This window comes from Mesorhizobium loti R88b (genome assembly GCF_013170845.1).
Taxonomy (GTDB): domain Bacteria; phylum Pseudomonadota; class Alphaproteobacteria; order Rhizobiales; family Rhizobiaceae; genus Mesorhizobium; species Mesorhizobium loti_B.
The window spans coordinates 3669614-3687460 of record NZ_CP033367.1 but is presented as its reverse complement, the minus strand read 5'-3'; the positions used below and the strand labels follow the sequence as shown (position 1 = coordinate 3687460).

Annotated in this window: 15 protein-coding genes and 1 pseudogene; 5 read left to right on the top strand and 11 right to left on the bottom strand. The window is 64.0% G+C overall.

The genetic code is table 11. The annotated features are described in order from the left end of the window. Positions 1–253 precede the first annotated feature (253 nt). From EB235_RS17985 to EB235_RS17965, 5 genes are all read right to left on the bottom strand, one after another. Complete coding sequence (locus EB235_RS17985; protein ID WP_027029674.1) at positions 254–1300, bottom strand: ABC transporter permease; 1047 nt, start codon at positions 1298–1300, stop codon at positions 254–256. Next, the gene (locus tag EB235_RS17980; protein ID WP_027029675.1) at positions 1297–2094 is read right to left on the bottom strand and encodes an ATP-binding cassette domain-containing protein; all 798 of its coding nucleotides are present in this window, start codon (positions 2092–2094) and stop codon (positions 1297–1299) included. The genes EB235_RS17985 and EB235_RS17980 overlap by 4 nt, the downstream gene beginning before the upstream one ends. Before the next feature lie 87 nt (positions 2095–2181). After that, entirely contained in the window at positions 2182–3189 is a 1008-nt protein-coding gene (locus tag EB235_RS17975; protein ID WP_027029676.1) for a substrate-binding domain-containing protein, read from the bottom strand. Positions 3190–3303: 114 nt separating this feature from the next. Further along, positions 3304–4209: a sugar phosphate isomerase/epimerase family protein gene (locus EB235_RS17970; RefSeq protein ID WP_027029677.1), complete on the bottom strand. Its 906-nt coding sequence runs from the start codon at positions 4207–4209 to the stop codon at positions 3304–3306. After that, complete coding sequence (locus EB235_RS17965) at positions 4209–5243, bottom strand: Gfo/Idh/MocA family protein (RefSeq protein ID WP_027029678.1); 1035 nt, start codon at positions 5241–5243, stop codon at positions 4209–4211. Before EB235_RS17965 ends, EB235_RS17970 begins: the two co-directional genes overlap by 1 nt. 193 nt (positions 5244–5436) lie before the next feature. On the opposite strand from EB235_RS17965, the gene EB235_RS17960 reads away from it, so the two are divergent. Then, the gene (locus EB235_RS17960; RefSeq protein ID WP_027029679.1) at positions 5437–6462 is read left to right on the top strand and encodes a LacI family DNA-binding transcriptional regulator; all 1026 of its coding nucleotides are present in this window, start codon (positions 5437–5439) and stop codon (positions 6460–6462) included. Between the two features lie 27 nt (positions 6463–6489). Here EB235_RS17960 and EB235_RS17955 read toward each other — a convergent pair whose 3' ends face one another. Both EB235_RS17955 and EB235_RS17950 read right to left on the bottom strand, forming a co-directional pair. After that, positions 6490–6804 (bottom strand): hypothetical protein, encoded by a 315-nt coding sequence (locus tag EB235_RS17955; RefSeq protein WP_027029680.1) that lies wholly within the window; start codon positions 6802–6804, stop codon positions 6490–6492. A gap of 70 nt (positions 6805–6874) precedes the next feature. After that, positions 6875–7630 carry a DUF4239 domain-containing protein gene (locus EB235_RS17950; RefSeq protein ID WP_027029681.1) on the bottom strand — a complete coding sequence of 252 codons (756 nt, stop codon included), beginning with the start codon at positions 7628–7630 and terminating at the stop codon, positions 6875–6877. Positions 7631–7856: 226 nt separating this feature from the next. On the opposite strand from EB235_RS17950, the pseudogene EB235_RS17945 reads away from it, so the two are divergent. Beyond that, a pseudogene (locus tag EB235_RS17945) lies at positions 7857–8363 on the top strand (AAA-associated domain-containing protein); the annotation flags it as partial. Positions 8364–8447: 84 nt separating this feature from the next. Here EB235_RS17945 and EB235_RS17940 read toward each other — a convergent pair. Continuing rightward, complete coding sequence (locus EB235_RS17940; RefSeq protein WP_027029683.1) at positions 8448–10001, bottom strand: trimethylamine methyltransferase family protein; 1554 nt, start codon at positions 9999–10001, stop codon at positions 8448–8450. A gap of 12 nt (positions 10002–10013) precedes the next feature. Further along, positions 10014–12425 carry a GcvT family protein gene (locus EB235_RS17935; RefSeq protein ID WP_027029684.1) on the bottom strand — a complete coding sequence of 804 codons (2412 nt, stop codon included), beginning with the start codon at positions 12423–12425 and terminating at the stop codon, positions 10014–10016. Between the two features lie 310 nt (positions 12426–12735). Between EB235_RS17935 and EB235_RS17930 the strand changes: the two genes are divergently transcribed. Beyond that, positions 12736–14193 (top strand): esterase-like activity of phytase family protein, encoded by a 1458-nt coding sequence (locus EB235_RS17930; protein WP_027029685.1) that lies wholly within the window; start codon positions 12736–12738, stop codon positions 14191–14193. Between the two features lie 73 nt (positions 14194–14266). Here the strand turns inward: EB235_RS17930 and EB235_RS17925 are convergent, their stop codons facing one another. Continuing rightward, positions 14267–15058, bottom strand: coding sequence for a L,D-transpeptidase (locus EB235_RS17925; protein WP_027029686.1), 792 nt, complete (start codon positions 15056–15058; stop codon positions 14267–14269). Between the two features lie 207 nt (positions 15059–15265). Here EB235_RS17925 and EB235_RS17920 point away from each other — a divergent pair, with 207 nt between their 5' ends. Together EB235_RS17920 and EB235_RS17915 are read left to right on the top strand one after the other, a co-directional pair. Further along, complete coding sequence (locus tag EB235_RS17920) at positions 15266–16738, top strand: MATE family efflux transporter (protein WP_027029687.1); 1473 nt, start codon at positions 15266–15268, stop codon at positions 16736–16738. 71 nt (positions 16739–16809) lie between these two features. Then, complete coding sequence (locus EB235_RS17915; RefSeq protein ID WP_027029688.1) at positions 16810–17385, top strand: TMEM175 family protein; 576 nt, start codon at positions 16810–16812, stop codon at positions 17383–17385. Positions 17386–17445: 60 nt separating this feature from the next. Here the strand turns inward: EB235_RS17915 and EB235_RS35180 are convergent, their stop codons facing one another. Continuing rightward, entirely contained in the window at positions 17446–17748 is a 303-nt protein-coding gene (locus EB235_RS35180; protein ID WP_027029689.1) for a hypothetical protein, read from the bottom strand. Positions 17749–17847 lie beyond the last annotated feature (99 nt).

Here is a 17847-nt window from a genome sequence, read left to right as displayed (position 1 = left end):
CCTCCCCGGCTTCGTCATCCACGGGCGAAGCAGGAGCGAAGCGACGTCGCGGAGACCCGAGGATCCATTCCGTGACCTTGGCCGAAGAGTGCAGCGGAGCAGGATTCTGTACCGTGGCAGAGTGTTTAAGTCGCGGCATGGATCCTCGGGTCTGCGCTGCGCCGCTACGCTCCTTGCTCCGCCCGTGGATGACGAAGCGACGAACGTCTGCGCCCAATCGTCAAGCTATGCGGTCCGTCAACGAGAATAGCCCTCACCTGTACCGCGCCTGGTTCCACTTATGCCCGAGCAGCGACAGGATGATGATCAGCCCGTTGAAGAACTGCACGTAGAAGCCGCTCAGCCCCGCCGCCACCACGCCGGTCTGGATGAACGACACGGTGACCGCGCCGATGGCGCCGCCGGCGACCGTGCCGATGCCACCCCAGGTCGGCGTGCCGCCGACGAAGACCGAGGCCAGCACCGGCAGGAGATAGCCGTCGCCGGCCGTCGGCCACCAGGTGAAATTGATCATCACCGAAAACGTGCCGGCGATCGCAGCGCCGATGCCGACGAAGACGAACACTTTCACCCGCACGCGCTTTACGTCGATGCCCATCTGCTGGGCGCTGTCGGGATTGTCGCCGACCACTTTCACCTGCGCGCCGAAACGGTGCCGGTTGTAGAGCATCGCCGACAGCACGACGAAGGCGATGGCCCAGAATATCTGCACCGGGATCCCAAGAACCTGGCTGGAGAAGATCTTGTAGGCTGGGGTGTCGGCAAGGCCGGTCAGCGCCATCGACTTGCCTTCGTTGATGATCTGGATCAGGCCGCGCAGCAAAAAGTTCATGCCGAGCGTGGCGATCAGCGACGACAGCCCGCCATAGACCACCAGCGATCCAACGAGAAAGCCGAGCAGCATGCCGGTGACGAGTGCCGCCGCAATGCCGAGGAACGGATCGTAGCCAGCTTGCACCACCAGCGCGAAGACCCAGGAGGCAAACCCCATCGTCGCCGGAAACGACAGGTCGATCTCGCCGCAGGTGACGACGAAGACCAGCGGCACGACCACGAACAACGCCACGGGAAGCGTCGTCAGCACCGAACTGTAGAGATACCAGGTGGTGAACACGGTCGGGTTGGCGACCATGAACACCGCCATCATGACGACGAACACGGCGAGCGTGCCAAGCGAGGCGCGGTTGTCGAGGACGAAACCGCGCAGCCAATGGTCGGATGGGTGTTTCCACTCTTTCCGGACAGGCCCGCCATGCGAGCCGAGAGGGCTTTCGAGATCGGGTTCCATGGTCTTGCTCATCGCGCTTGCTGCTCCGCTTCGCCGGCCTCGTGCAGTCCGGGCAATCCGCCGGGATGCGCGACGTCTTCCATGAAATTGATGAGCTCTTCCGCCGACTTGACCTGGCTGCGGTCGGCGGTCAGCGCCACCTTGCCGCGATCGAGCACCACGAAGCGGTCGGCAATGTCGAACACGTGATGGATGTTGTGGCCGATGAACAGGATCGAGCGGCCGCCGGCCCGCACCTGGCGCACGAAATGGAAGACCTTGGCGGTCTCGGTCAGCGACAGCGCCGTCGTCGGCTCATCGAGGATGATCAGCTCGGCCTGCTTGTAGATGGCGCGGGCGATCGCCACGCCCTGGCGTTCGCCACCCGACAGCTGGCCGACGATCGAATGCGGCGTGAACACCTTTGAGGTGAAGCCGATCTCGCGCATCAGCCGGCTTGCCTCCTCGATCTCCTTGTTGACCTTCAGCCAGCCCATGAAACCGGTCAGCTCACGCCCCATGAAGATGTTGCGCACGATGGTCTGCTGCACCGCCAAAGCGCGGTCCTGGAACACCGTCTCGATGCCGGCGTCGCGCGAACGCGCCGCGCTCCAGCCGCTTACCGGCTTGTCGCGCACGAGGATCTCGCCGCTGGTCGGCCTGACGACGCCGCAGAGGATCTTGATCAGCGTCGACTTGCCGGCACCATTGTCGCCGATCAGGCCGACCACCTCGCCGCGGTCGACGCTGAGATTGACGCCGCCAAGCGCATAGACCTGACCGTAGGATTTCTTGATATCGCGCAGTTCGATGATGCGTTCGGCCATCGGATCCTCGCTTGTCATTGTCGCTTGCCGGCCTTCTCAACCGGCGGTCCTGCCGGCCGGGTCAACCCGGCCGGCAGCCTTGGGAGGTCAGCGCAGCGCCTGCTTGGCGAGCTCTGAGACGATCTCATAATTCTGCGGCGTGACGAAGCCCGCGCCTGTGTCGACGTTCAGCGGCGCGAGACCCAGCACCACTTGCTGGCAGAGGCTGAGGATCGGCAGATAGCCCTGCAGGAATGGCTGCTGGTCCGCCGTCAGCTGCACCCAGCCGCCCTTGAAGCCCTCGACGATCTGCGGGCTGGTGTCGAAGCCGAAATTGAAGATATCGCCGGGCTTCCTTCCCGCGGCCTGCATGTAGGTCGGCACATTGCCGAGCATCTGCCCGCCAGGGTAGCCGACCGCCTTGACGGTGGGATTGTTGAGCAACGCCGCGGTGATCACCGGGATGGCCAGATTCGGATCGGCTGCCCACTCGGGTACAGAATTGATTTGAACGACATCGACGCCCGCCTCTTTCAATGCGGCGACCGTCCCGCGCTCGCGCGCGCCCCGGCTCTCATTGTCGAAGGGGCCGATCATGATCGCCTTGTCGCCGGATTTCAGCCCGGCCAGCTTGAACGCCTCGGCACCGAGCGCGCGGCCCTGCTGCTCCTGCTGCGCGCCGACATAGCCACCGCCGAACGCCGACGTCACCTTCGGCACCGGCACGTTCTGGTACATCATCTTGATGCCGTCCTTATGCGCCTGCTCGGCCAGCGGCATGATCGCGTCGTCGCCGGGATGGCCCATCATGGCGATGCCGCCGGGCTTGACGGCAACCGCCTCGCGCAATTGCTGCACCATCTTCTCGACGTCCCAGCCGGAGAAGATGTAGTCGACCTTCGGCCCGAGATCGGCCGCCGCCTGCTTGGCGCCATTATAGACAATCGTGCCGAAAGCGTCGCCCTCGGCGCCGCCGACGAAGAAGCGGATATGGACATCCTTGCACCACTGCGCGTCGAGCGCCTGTGCCGGCAAGGTCGAGATGGCGGCGCACAGCGCCGTGGCGGCAGCCACGACGGTCGTGCGCAGAAGTGTCGTTCTGATCGCGATGCTCATGCACTTGTCCTCCCATTGTTCCCTCGTCAGCCGAGGGGCTTTTGACGATTGCTACGGCAGTACGACTTACCGGTCGGCTCCTCCCGCCGCCCAATTCTCACATCAAATTTGGTCTCACGTCGGATTTGGCAGGTAGCTGGCACCTCCCCTGCATTGCTTGAGATAGTCCAGCGCCCGCGCCTGCCCCGTGATTTCGAGATCGCCGCGATAGACCGGGTCGTGCCAGCCCTCGATGTCGATGGCGCCCTTGTAGCCGGCCAGCCGCAATTCGCTGATCACCCGCGTCCAGTCGCTGTCGCCGAAGCCCGGCGTGCGCATCTGCACGAAGGGCAGCCGGCCGAACACGCCATGCTCGCGGATGACATCCCAGCGCACGGTGGCGTCCTTGCCATGGACATGGAAGATGCGCGGCGCCCATTTGCGGATCTGCGGCATCGGGTCGATGAGATAGACGAGTTGATGGCAGGGCTCCCATTCCAGCCCCAGATTGTCGTCGGGCACTTCGTTGAACATCAGCTCCCAGGCGTCGGGATTGTGGGCGATGTTCCAGTCGCCGGCGGCCCAGTTGCCGTCCATGGCGCAATTTTCGAAGGCGATGCGCACGCCCTTGTCGGCGGCACGCTTGGCCAGCGGCCCCCACACTTCGCGAAAGCGCGGCAGGCTGTCGGTCAGCTTCTTGCCGCGCAGACGTCCGGTGAAGCCGCTGACCATCGAGGTACCGAACAGGTGCGCATTGTCGATGACGGTCTCCCAGGCGGCGAGCACGCCACGGTCAACCTCGCCATCCTCCAGCGGATTGCCGAACACGCCCAGGGAAGACACGATGACATCGGCATCACCGATCGCCTCGCGGATCTGGCCGGCCAGCCGTGGCAAATCCTTGCCGCCCAGCGTCTGCCAGAAGAAGGGCTGGATGCTTTCGAAGCCAAGCGGCAGGATCTGTTTGATGTAGCCTGCCGGGTCGTCGAGATTGGCCCGCACCATGGTGCCGATCCTGATGTCGAGAAGCGGGTTTTGCATTACTTTTCTTCCTGTCCGGTGATCGCCACGCGGCGTCCGGTCTCGGCGCTCTCGATGGCGCCGAAAACCATGGCCAGGCTCTTGATGTTGTCGGCGCCGCGCGTCTCAGGCTCTGTGCCGGTCTCGATGGCGTGCATGAAATCCCGGATGATGCCGAGATGACCGCCGATGCGGTCGGCCGGATCGAGGGGCGGCACTTCGATCGGCTGGGTCTTGTCGATCAGGCCATCGCGGCCCGACGCCACCACTTCCGCCTTCAGGCCATCACTACCGTCCCAGATCAGGCTGCCGCGCTGGGCAACGATGCGCCAGCTGCCTTCCCAGCTGGTGCGAAAACCGTCGGCGCACCAGGAGCCGGCATAGGTGAAAACCTTGCCGCCGCCGAGATCGAAGACGGCGCTGGCCGACGAGCCCTGCCGGTACCAGGAATTGGCCGGCTCCCATTCCTGGCAATAGACGCCAGCCGGCTCGCCCGCAGCCATGTAGCGGGCGGCGTCGAAGGTGTGGATCGCCATGTCGAGCAGCAGCACATGCGCCATCTCCTCGCGAAAGCCGCCGAAATGCGGCGCGACGAAGAAGTCGGCATGGATCGAGGTCGCCGCCCCAATGGCGCCGGAGTCTAGAAAACGGCGGATGCGCCTGACATTGGCGACATAGCGGCGGTTTTGGACGACGGCATGAACGCGCCCTGCCCGGCGCGCTGCCTCGACGATGGCGCGTGCGTTTTCCGGACTGTCAGCGAGCGGCTTTTCGGTCAGGAGATGGCAATTGTGCGCGAATGCGGTGAGCGCGACTTCGCGGCGGGCGGCGGGAACCACGACATCGAACACGGCTTGCGGCTTGGTCTGGTCGAGCACCGCGTCGAGGCTGGTGCCGGTGACGGCACCGGTGAGGCCATATTCATGCGCCCTCGCCTTCGCCCGCTCGGCGTCGAGATCGACAAGGCCGACAATGTCAAGCCCGTCGATCTGCCTGGCGGCATCGAGCCACTGCCTGCTCATCGCGCCACAGCCGACGAGGACGACATTCATCATCCGGCACTCCTCCGTCCGGTCCCTCCAGACCGAATGTCACGGCATCCACGGCATCACCGTAAACGTTTTTCCGTAAACGTTTACGAGAACACACCCGATGGCGTAGAATGTCAATCGGCTGCCTGCGAAAATCATCTCGAAGCCTTGGCCTGAGCGGCAGCCGGTGCTAGCCAAGGCAGGGGGAGAATGATCTTTGGCGTCCAGCATCCACGACCTTGCGCGTCACCTGAACATTTCGATCGGCACCGTGTCGCGGGCGCTGAACGGCCGCGCCGACGTCAATGCCGACACCCGCCAGCGCGTGCTCGACGCCGCCAAGAAGCTGAATTATTCGCCCAACCAGTCCGGCCGCAGCCTGCGCCAGGGCGCCACCCGTTCGATCGCCTTCATGCTGCAGCCGCATCCCGGCGACCAGCAATATGGCGAACCGTTCTTCATCCCGTTCCTGACCGGTCTGCAGGCGCGGCTCGCCGACTATGACCTGGATCTGATGGTCGTCATGGGTGAGCCCGGCCAATATCAGCAGGAGAGGCTACGCCGTGTGGTTGAGACGCGCCGAGCCGACGCGGTCGTGTTGGCCAATACACGGCGGGAAGACGATCGGATCGATTATCTCAGCAAGGCCGGCTTTCCTTTTGCAACGCTTGGCCGAAGTCAATCCGGCGGCGACACCTATCCTTCGCTCGATATCGATTTTGAGAGGGCGGGTGATGAAGCCGTCGACCGGCTGGTCGCGCGCGGCCATCGCCGCATCGCTGCCATCCGCCCTTCGCATGATCTCAACTTCGGCTACCTGTTCCTGGACGGCTATCGCAAGGCGCTGAAGCGGCACGGCATTGAAGTCGACCCCGGCCTGATCGCCGACGGCTTCATCAACGAGGCCGGCGGCTATCAGGTGACGGCGGACGTAATGCTCTCCAAGGATCGGCCCACCGCCATCATCTTCAACAACGACGCCATGGCGCTCGGCGGCTGCAAGGCGCTGGCCGAGATGGGCATCCGGCCCGGCCATGATATCGCAGTGATCGTCATCGTCGACACGCCGCTTTGCCGCTATTTTTCCCCGGCGCTGACCGCCTTCCGTCCGGCGCTGGAGCCGATGGGCCGGCGGCTGGCCGAAATGCTGCTGGCCTCGCTATCGGCCTTCGCCGGCCCCGAAGGCCCGAGCATCATCCGCGAGGTCTGGCCGCTGGAACTGATCGCGCGCGACAGCGATTGATGGGGTTGGGAGCCCTGCTGAAGGCGCTCAATCCACCTTCTTCTCGCCCCGCTCGCCGGCCTTCACAATATCGCCTGTCGTGAACAGGATTTCCTTCAGTTCCGCGCGCCAGTCCTTCTTCTGGCGCAGCAGGAATTCCAGATCCATGCCGAAATGCTTGAACTCCTCGCTCTGAGCATTCTTCATGATCGCCTTGGCTTGCGGGTCCTTTTCCACCGACATCCGCTGTTCGTACCAGCCGATCGCCTCCGCCTCCTCGATCAGCGAGGCAATCATGCGGGCAAAGGTCCGCACCTTCTGCGTCAGTTCTTCAGGCGGTTCGTGATACTGGCCGAAACCCATGTCGTCCTCCCTCAATCGCCGGCAAACTTGGCCGTATCCATGAATGCGCTGGACCGCCGCGGGTTCCGTCTCACTGCTGCAATTCAGCCAAAGCCCGTTGCAGGGGTGCCGGCGATATCTGGATCGGGCCGGAGAACGGCACGTCCATGTCGAGGATCAGGTAGAGTGCGCCTGCGATCAGCGCGCCGGACACCACGAAGGTTGCGAGCGTGATCGCATTCCTCGGTGCCCTGAACCCGAAACTGGCAAAGATCAGCGCCAACCACGCAACCAGCATCGCGATCAGTGGCCCGGGTATAGCGCCCTCCGACTGCTCGATCAGCACCCAGCGCATTTCCAGCACTTTCTGCAGGCGCTGGCGGGCATCCTGCAACAACAAGCCATGCGGCGCGTCAGGCGATGCCAGTGCGTTGAGCTGAATTCCGATCTCCGTCAACAGATGTTCGGACAGCCGGTTCGCAACGACTGGTTTCTCCTCGGTTTGCGACCATTGGCTCTCCACCCGCTGCACATAGGCGAGCAGCGGTTGGCGCACCGTGTCGGCTTCAGGGCCGTACTGGCGCAATGTCCTGTCGAGAAGGATCAGCTCCGTCGCATAGGCGTGCACATTGTGATCGATCGATTCAAAGGTGTTCTTGGCCGAGTTGATCATCAGCCCGAGAACCAGCGAGGTCATGACCCCGAACAGATTGGCGGCAAGCCGCACGACATTGTTGGTATCGTCGTCGCGATGTCTGGCCGGCAGCTTCGGCCAGATTGCCATGCTGACCAGCGGCGCCGCCACCAGGCACAGGAAAATCACCACTGCGATCAAGGCTTCGCGCATAGCGCTCATTTCTGCACGGCCTGGGCCGATTGCCAATGGTAAGGCGTAGCGCTTGCGTCAGCAATCGGGGACCATGCCGCCTTGCCGGGCCAAAAGGCCGCGCGGTATATCTTCGGCGTTTTGCCCATCAATGAGGGTCGGCTTGTCCCCAAGATCATTTCTGCCGCTGCTTGGGCGCCGGCCGCTGCTGCCGGCCCTGCTTGTGCTGCTGGCAGCAGTGATCTTCCTCTTCCCCAGTTCGGGCATCGCCATGGTGCTGCCGCGCGTCTCGACCAACCTGCTTGCCGGCTTGATCGAGGCCGTCGCTGCCCCACCCTATAACGGGCACGCCGACCTGCCGCCGCTGGCCGCCAGCCTGCAGCTCGAGATCGATGATCTGTTCCCGATCGCCGAAACGCTGCAGCTGCTGCGCTTTGCCGAATTGGCCGAAGGCGACATCCAGTTGACACCTGCCGGCAAGCGTTTCGCCGAGAGCGAGGTCGACGCGCGCAAGCAATTGTTCGTGCAGCCGCTCGCGACCTATGTGCCGCTGGCCGGCCACATCCGCCGCGTGCTCGACGAGCGTTCCGGCCACAAGGCGCCGGCCCGCCGTTTTCGCGATGAGCTCGAGGACCATATGTCCGAGGGCTATGCCGACCAGACGGTGCGGGCCGTCATCAGCTGGGCCCGCTACGCCGAGTACTTTGCCTATGACGAGGAGAGCGACCTGTTCACGCTCGACAACCCGACATAAGAGCAATTCCAGGAAAAGTGTGAAGCGGTTTTCCGTCCGGAATTGCGCAAAACAAAGAGCCGATCCGGCTGCTGCGGCTGCCGCTCACGACACCGGCAGCGCCCCGCCCTCTTCGGTACGCCGCGCGATGAATTCGTCGAGCGCGCCTGATGTCGCGGCAGCCGAAGCGGGCGGCTCGAAATCGGCGACCGCGCGCCGCCAGACACCAGTGGCGCGCTCGCTCGCCGTCTTCGATCCGCTCTGCGTCCAGTTGCCGAAATTCGACCAGTCGGCCACCAGCGGTTCGTAGAAGGCGGTGCGGTAGCGCGACATGGTGTGGCCGGCCGAGAAGAAATGGCCGCCCGGCTGCACTTCGGCGATCGCCTCGAAGCCGATGGAATCGTCGTCGCCCGGCGTCGCGGCGCATAGTTCGGCGACCGTCTGCAGCGCCTCGATGTCGGTGATCAGCTTTTCGAAGGAGACGCTCAAGCCGCCTTCCAGCCAGCCGGCGGCGTGGATGCACATCGTCGCTCCGGCCAGCACCGAACCCCACAGCGCGAACTGCGTTTCGTGTGCTGCCTGCGCGTCCGAGATGTTGGCTGCACTGCCGCCGCCGGACCGCCAGGGCAGTCCGGTGAAGCGCGCCAGCTGGCCGGCGCCCAGCGTCGCCTTGACATGCTCCGGCGTGCCGAAGGCCGGCGCACCGGATTTCATGTCGACATTGGAGGAGAAGGAGCCATAGACGACCGGCGCGCCGGGCCGCACGATCTGCGCCAGCGTCAGCCCCGCCAGCGCCTCGGCATGCTGCAGCGCCAGCGCGCCGGCCACTGTGATCGGCGCCATCGCACCCGCCAGGCAGAACGGCGTGATGACGGAGACCTGGCCGGCCCTGGCGAAATCGATGATGCCTTGCGCCATCGGAATGTCGAGCTGGCGCGGCGAGTTGGTGTTGATGACGGTGTAGCAATGCGCGTTCGCCAGGAACTCGTCCTGCGACAGGGCGCGCGCCAACCGGATCATCTCGAAGCCGTCCTCGACTTGCGGCGTGCCGCGCGCGAAGACGAACGGGAATTTGTCGGACAGCGTCAGCTGCGCGCGGTTGACGGCATAGTGGCGAAAGCGGTTGTCGACATCCTGCGGCTCGATGCAGGGGCCAAGCATATGCAGCACGTCGAAATGCTGCACCAGCCGCAGCAGGTCCTCGAAATCGGCCAGCGTGCCAGGCCGCCGGCCGCGTTCGAGGTCGGTGACGTTGGGCGCCCCGCATCCGGCCAGGAAGGTCATCGACCCGAGTTCCAGCGTCAGGTCGCGCGAACGGTCGCCGGCTTGCGCATGGATCGACTTCGGCGCCGAGGCCAATGCCGCCGCCACCATGTCGCGGCCGATGCGCACCATGTCGGTGTCCGGGTCGACCAGCGCGCCGGCGCGGGCGAAATAGTCGCGTGCCTGTGGCAGCAGCACCTTGATGCCAAGCTCTTCCAGCACACGCAGCGCCGTGTCGTGGATCGCGGCGACCCGATCGTCCGAAAAGATCGGCTGCGGCAGGAACGGGTTCTTCAGCGACCGGTAATTGGGCCGGCGGCTGCTTTCGCTGCCGGCATCGCCTGTCCGCCCACGCCGGCGTTCGCGCCTGCTGTCTCTTGCCGCGTCATCGACCATCGAAAATCCTCCTCATTGCCGCATCGCCTTGCCCGTGGGATCGTAGGGCGAGGCCGCGATGACCCGTGCCGGCCGCTCGACGCCGACAATGTGCACCGAAAGTGCGGCCCCCTCCTCGGCAAAATCGTCGTCCACCAACGCCAGCGCGACGCTCTTGCCGATCGTGTAGCCAAATCCGGCGGAGGTGACGAAGCCGATGCGCCGGCCCTCATGCCAGACCGGCTCGAAGCCGCTGGCATCGGCATCGACGGCGTCGATCTCCAGTGTCACGATCCGCTGCGCCGCACCGGCCTCGCGCTCCTTCAGCGCAGCCTCGCGGCCGATGAAATCGCCCTTGTCGAAGGCGACGAAGCGGTCGAGGCCGGTCTGGCCTGGCGTGTAGCCCTGCGTGAATTCGCGTGACCAGATGCCGAAGCTTTTCTCCAGCCTGAGCGCATTGAGCGCGTAATAGCCGACCTCGACCAGGCCAAGATCCTCACCGGCGGCAAGCAGCGTGTCGCGCAGCGTGGCATGCATGGTCACGGGGCAGCTGATCTCGAAACCCAGTTCACCTGCGATGGAGAGGCGGGCAACCCGGGCGCGCACCATGCCGATGTCGTACGCGCCGCAGGCCATGAACGGCAGCGCCGCGCGGGAGACATCCTGATGCGTGGTGCGCTCGAGGATTTTGCGCGCATTCGGCCCGGTCAGCAGGAAGCCGCTCATCGCGTCGGAAATGTCGGTGACCGTGACGCGCTCTCCCGCCTGGCTTTCGAACCAGCGCATGTGGAACTCCCTGAGGTAGTAGGAGCCCATCAGCCAATAATCGCCGCTGCCCCAGTTGATCACGGTGAGGTCGCCCTTCAGCCGTCCGTCCGGCCCGAGCATCGGCGCCAGCCGCGCCTGTCCCGCTTTCGGCAGCCTGCAGGCAAGCAGCCGGTCGAGCCATGCCTCGGCGCCCGGCCCGGACACCGCATAGCGTGAATAGGCCGAGATATCGACGAGGCCGGCGGCGCGCCGAACCTGCAGCGCCTCGTCGCCGACGATGTCAAAGGCGTTGGAGCGCTTGAGCGTCATGTTCTCGCGAAAGCCCATCGGCGCGAAATAGGCCGGGATTTCCAGCCCCCAAGAGGCCGTCCATTCGCAGCCCGCGGCACTCATGCCGTCATAGGCGCCGGGGCGTTTCAAGGGCCTGCCCGCGGGCAGCCGCTCATTGGGAAAGGTCATGACGAAACGGCGCGAATAGAATTGCCGCGTCGTCTGCTTGAGATATTCGCGGTTGGCGGCGAAGGCGCCGTAGCGGGCAATGTCCATGCCGAAAATGTCGGCCTGTGGCTCGCCAAAAATCATCCATTCCGCCAGCGATTTTCCAACGCCGCCGCCCTGGCTGAAGCCGGCCATGACGCCGCAGGCAACCCAGTAGTTTTTCAAGCCGCGCACCGGCCCGACGATCGGGTTGCCGTCAGGGGTAAAGGTGAAGGCGCCGTTGACCCATTTGCGGATGCCGGCTGTCGCCAGGCAGGGAAAGCGCTCATGCGCCTTGGCGAGTTCCGGACTGATGCGGTCGATGTCTTCCGGGATCAGCTCGATGCCATAGTCCCATGGCGCGCCGTCCATGTTCCAGTGCTTCGGGTTCTGCTCGTAGACGCCGAGCAGCACACCCTTGCGCTCTTGCCGCAGGTAGGAAAACCCGTCGAGGTCAACGGCGATGCCGATCTCCCGATCGAGTGCCGCGATCTCCGGAATGTCCTCGGTGATGAAATAATGGTGCTCCATCGGCGTCACTGGCAGGTCGACCCCAGCCATTCGACCGAGCTGCTTTGCCCACAGTCCGCCGGCGTTCACGACATGCTCGGCAACGATGGTGCCCTGTTCGGTGACGACGTCCCAGTGACCGTCAGCGCGAGACTTCAGCTCGATCACCCGGTTGCGCAGGATGATCTCGGCGCCGCGCTTCTTCGCGGCACCGGCATAGGCATGCGTGGTGCCGTAGGGGTCGAGATGGCCTTCGTTGGAATCATGCAGGCCGCCGAGCACGCCGGTGACGTCGACGATCGGGCAGATTTCCTTGATCTCGTCTGATGTCACCAGCCGGGCGGTCTCGATGCCGACCGACTGGAACACAGCCCAGGCCGATTTCAGCCACTCCCAGCGCGCGGGATCGCTGGCGATGTTGACGCCGCCGGTCATGTGCAGGCCGATGTTCTGGCCGGATTCAGCTTCGATCTCGCGGTAGAGATTGATGGTGTAATCCTGCAGCGCCGCGACGTTGGGATCGGCGTTGAGGGCATGGAAACCCGCTGCCGCATGCCAGGTCGAACCTGCCGTCAATTCGGCGCGCTCGATCAGCGCCACGTCAGACCAGCCGAACCGCGTCAGATGGTAGAGCACCGAGGCGCCGACCACGCCACCTCCGATAACCACTGCGCGGTAGTGCGACTTCAAGGCTTCCCTCCCCGGTCTGTCAGAAGCCGGACTATATACGCACTGGACATAAGTGTCCAGTGATGCGCAAACACACCCCGCCTGACCGTGCCGACAACGTGGCGGGATGATCAGTTCTTCGTGCGGACACACGTTTTTGCCGGCGCGCGAAGAAGCCCGCGGCCATGTACCGCGCGCTGTCACGCAAGCATCATGTTCTCGCCTTAGACCGCTTTTTGGGGGGTGGCGCGCGGCATCATCGATGTGGCGCCTCTTTCAGTTTTTCATCCTTCGGCCGTTCCGGCCCGCTTTGTCAGAAAGAGGATTGCCTATGAAACACCTGTACCGAACCGCCTCGCTCGGCGTCGCACTCGCCTTGTTCACCGCCCTGACTCCGGCGCTCGCCGACAGCACCGTCCCCGTCAACAAAGGTTTGGCTGGCGTCGGCCGCATTCCGGCCGCGCAGCGCGACAAGTTCGGCGAGACGTTCGGCTCGGGTTCCGGCATGGCGATCGACACATCAGGCTGGACGCGTGATGCCGGCACCTACAAGGGGTCGCTCTGGCTGCTGCCGGATCGTGGCTATAATGTCGCCGGCACCACGGACTACCGGGCGCGCGTCAACACCATAGGCATCGAGTTCACCCCGGCAGCCCCAGGCGCCGCCGGCCAGGAGCAGACCGGCGTCAAGGCGACGCTTGCCGATACCTTGCTGCTTACCGACGACAAGGGCGCCGACACCACCGGCCTCGATCCGCTGTCGGATGTGCATGCCGCCAGCGGCGACATGCCGATGCTGCCAGTCGCCACCAACGGCAAGCTCGCCCTCGACAATGAAGCGATCGTGCGGCTCCCGGACGCCTCGATGTTCATCTCCGACGAATATGGTCCCAACATCTACCACTTCTCCGCTGAGGGCCGCCTGCTGTCGGCGACCCAGCCGCCGGCGGCCCTCGTCCCGATGCGCAAGGGGAAGCCGAATTTCTCCTCGGACAACCCCGGCCCGGGTGCGGCCGAGCCCGATCCGAAGGATCCCGATACCGGCCGCCAGAACAACCAGGGCCTCGAAGGCATGGCGATGACGCCGGACGGCAAGTTCTTGATTGCCGTGCTGCAGTCGGCGACCAGGCAGGATGGCGGCGATTCGGGTTCGACTCGGCAGAACACGCGGGCGCTGGTCTACGACGCCTCCGACCTCGCCCATCTCAAGCTCGCGCATGAATATGTTGTGCCGCTGCCGGTGTTCAAGGATGCCAAGGGCAAGACCAAGATCGCCGCGCAGAGCGAGATCGTGGCGCTGTCGGACACAGCGTTTCTGATGCTGGCTCGCGACAGCGGCAACGGCCAGGGCCTGAAGGGCGACACCTCGCTGCTGCGCAAGATCTTCGTCGTCGACGTTTCGGCCGCGACCGACATCGCCGGCGGCGCCTTCGATGCCGCCGACAAGCCGCTCGCTCCCAAGGGCGTGCTCGATCCGTCGGTGACGCCGGCCAAGCTGACGCCGTTCATCGACATCAACGACAATGCGCAGCTCAACCGCTTCGGCCTGCACAATGGCGCACCGAACGACCACAACAATCTGTCCGAGAAGTGGGAAGCGATGTCGCTGGCCAGCGTGCTCGACCCGAAGCTGCCCGACGACTATTTCCTGTTCGTCGCCAATGACAACGACTTCCTTGCCCAGGACGGTTTCCAGGTCGGCGCCCCCTACAAGGCCGATGACGGCGCCAATGTCGACACCATGTTCCTGGTCTATCAGGTCACGCTTCCCGGCCTCGCCAAGAAGTAATCACCTCTATTAAGGCGGGCGCGCTTGAGGCGTCCGCCTGGATTATCCCGGTCTAACCGTCGATCGTGAAAGCCTACTTCAAGAACTCCGCATCTTTCGGCACGCCCGCATCGATGGGCTCTGCCGTCCTGCTCGACACCGCCATGATCTTGCCGGCAGCCGACAAATTGGGCCGCACGAAGACTGGTGCGGGGCCGTTGACGCGACTGTAGAGGTCGATGATGTCCTGGTTCATGAAGCGCACACAGCCCGACGAGGCGTTCTTGCCGATGGAATCCCACTCCGGCGTGCCGTGCAGCCGGTACATCGTGTCCTTGCCGTCGCGGAACAGATAGAGCGCGCGGGCGCCGAGCGGGCTCTGCGGGCCGGGCGGCATGCCGTCCTTGAATTTCGCCAGCTCCGGCCGACGCTTGATCATTTCCGTCGGCGGCGTCCACACCGGCCACTTCTTCCGCGCCTGGATCACGGCGCTGCCGGTCCATCCGAAGCCGGCCTTGCCCAGGCTGACGCCGTAACGGATGGCCTTGCCGCCATCGCGCACCAGATAGAGGAAGTGCTCGGAGACATCGACCACGATGGTGCCTGGTTTTTCACCGGTCGGGTCGGCCACGATCTGGCGTACGTACTTCGGATCGAGCTTGGCGACCGGGATGGCCGGCAGCTGAAAGCCCTCGTCGGTGCGCGCGCTATACATTGTTGCGGTATCGCCGAGCGCCGGCTCGGGCGGCGCCGCGACCACTGGCGGCGCCGGCGCCACGTCGGTCGTGGTGCACGCCGAAACAGCCACCGCGGCCGCACCCAAAGCGGATGCACCCAGGAACGCGCGCCGATTCAGGCGCTCGGAAAACAACGGAATTTCGGACATGAACCCCCCGGTCTATTTGTCAGATCTGGTACTGAATGCGGCCCCAAGCGGACGATCAATATCCCATTCCGGACGCTTTGAGAACATGGCTGGATCAATACAGGCCGGAAGGCCTTCGCCGATCTTCACGACACCGCATCGACCTGGTCCGTTGAATGGGCGATGATGGCGGACCGGATCCAAATCACTTTTGCCGAGTTGCCTGTCATGACCGAAAAAATGCCCGCGCGCCGGCGCACCGCCGATCTGACCAGCGGCCCGATCCCGCGCACGCTGCTGCTGTTTGCCTTGCCGGTGCTCGGCTCCAACGTGCTGCAGTCGCTCAACGGGTCGATCAATGCCGTCTGGGTCGGCCGCTTTCTCGGCGAGTCGGCGCTGACCGCCACCTCCAACGCCAATCTGGTGCTGTTCCTGATCCTCGGCACCGTGTTCGGCATCGGTATGGCGGCCACCATCCTGGTGGCGCAATCGGTCGGCGCCCGCGACCTGCCCGAGGCGCGCCGCATCGTCGGCACCAGCGCCACCTTCTTCTTCCTGATCTCGATCATTTTCGCCGTCTGCGGCTGGATCTGGGTCGACGCGATCCTGAACACGCTCGGCACACCGGCCGACGCCTTGCCTTTGGCGCGTTCCTATCTGCGCATCATCTTCATCGCCGTGCCGATGATGAACCTTCTGTCCTTCGTCATGACCGTTCTGCGCGGTGCTGGCGATTCACGCACGCCCTTCATCTTCATGGCGCTGGCGGTTGTCCTCGACATCATCCTCAACCCGCTGCTGATCCGCGGCATCGGCCCCTTCCCCGAACTTGGCATCGCCGGGTCGGCAACGTCGACACTTATTGGGCAAACGGTCAGCGTCATCGCCATCCTGGTGGTGCTCTATGTCAGCAAGCATCCGCTGCGGCTGGCGGGCGCAAACCTCGCACTTCTGCGACCCGACCCGACACTGCTGCGCATCATCGTCTTCAAAGGCGTGCCGATGGGCTTGCAGATGATCGTCATCTCGGCGGCGGCACTGACCGTGATGGGTATGGTCAATTCCTACGGTTCGCAGGTCGCCGCCGCTTACGGCATTGCCGCGCAGCTATGGACCTACATCCAGATGCCGGCGCTCGCCATTGGCGCAGCGGTGTCCTCGATGGCGGCGCAGAATGTCGGTGCAAAGCGCTGGGACCGGATCGGCCGCATTGCAGCTTCCGGCGTCGGCTTCAACCTTGTCCTCACCGGCGCCCTGGTCGCGCTGCTGTGGCTGTTCGACCGCTCGATCCTCAGCCTGTTCCTGAGCAGCGACAGCGCGGCAATCAACATCGCAGCCCACATCAACACGGTGGCATCGTGGTCGTTCATCCTGTTCGGCATCACCATCGTGCTGTTTGCCACCGTGCGTGCCACCGGTGCGGTGATGCCGCCGCTGATCATCCTGGTCATCTCGGTGCTGGTCGTGCGCACCGGCTTTGCCTATTTCATGCGCGGCGTGTTGGGCGTCGAGGCGCTGTGGTGGAGTTTTCCGGCCGGTTCGATCACCTCGCTTGTGCTGGCCGCGGCCTATTACCGCTTCGGCCACTGGCGCACCATGCACATGATAGAGGACAGGCCGGCCGCCGGCGAACCGCCGGACACCGGGCTTGGCATGCCGCGTGGGCGCGCCAACATGGCGCCGGAAACGCCGAACGGTTGAGAACCGACCTCGAGGCCTTCCCCGATGCCGTTCAGCTCATCTAGACTGGCAGGCTAACGGCAGGGGGCTCCATGGGCAAAGGCAGGGTCGAGGCATTCACCGACGGCGTGGTGGCCATCATCATCACCATCATGGTGCTGGACCTGAAGGTGCCGGAGGGCGAGGACTTTTCGACGCTGCTGCCGCAGTGGCCGATCTTCCTGTGCTACGTGCTTTCATTCATCAATGTCGGCATCTACTGGAACAACCTGCACAACATGTTCCACACGGTGCAACGGGTTGACGGCCGCGTCCTTTGGGCGAACCTGCATATGCTGTTCTGGCTATCCTTGATGCCAGTGACGACCGCTTTCATGGGCGAGAACCATTTCGCTACGGTTCCCGTGGCGGTCTACGGTTTTGACCTGGCAATGTGCGCGACCGCTTACGGCATCCTGGTGATTGCCCTGCATCGCCTGCACGGACAGGATACCGCCTTTGCCAAGGCAATCGGCAATGACCGCAAGGGCAGGCTTTCGCTCGTCGCCTACATAGCTGCTATCGCGCTGACCTTCCTCAATCGCTGGATCGGTGTCGGTATCTATGTGGTTGTCGCTCTGGTCTGGCTGATCCCCGACACCCGCTTTTCGCGGGTTCTCGAAAAATAGCTGTTGGTCTGGTGCAATTCCCAAGGGAGAGCGCTTTGCGCCTTTCCCGGGAAAACCGCTTCACGCTTTTCCTGAATTGCTTTGATTGCGGATCGCTTTCAGCTTTTCCGCCACGGATGCGGCAAGATCGGCATAGCGTTCTTCCAGCCGTTCAGCTGTCTTGATGATCGGGAAATCATGGCCGAACTTCTCCAGCGCCATACGCAGTTTCTCAACGAACTCGGCCTGTTTTTCCAGCGCCGAGAACAGCGTCTTCACCTGGGCTTCACTGATATCGGGGTTGGCCAGCATCTGCGGCACCTCGCGCCCCATCTGGTCGCCGGTGGCGGTCTGCTCCTTCAAAATTGCAACCCAGTCCGTCAATCGAAAATCTCCATGTGCCCAGGCAAAAGTCTCCTTTTGCCCCAGGCTAAAATCTCTTTTGCCGCGGCAAAAATCTCTTTTGCCAGGGGCAACATGCGC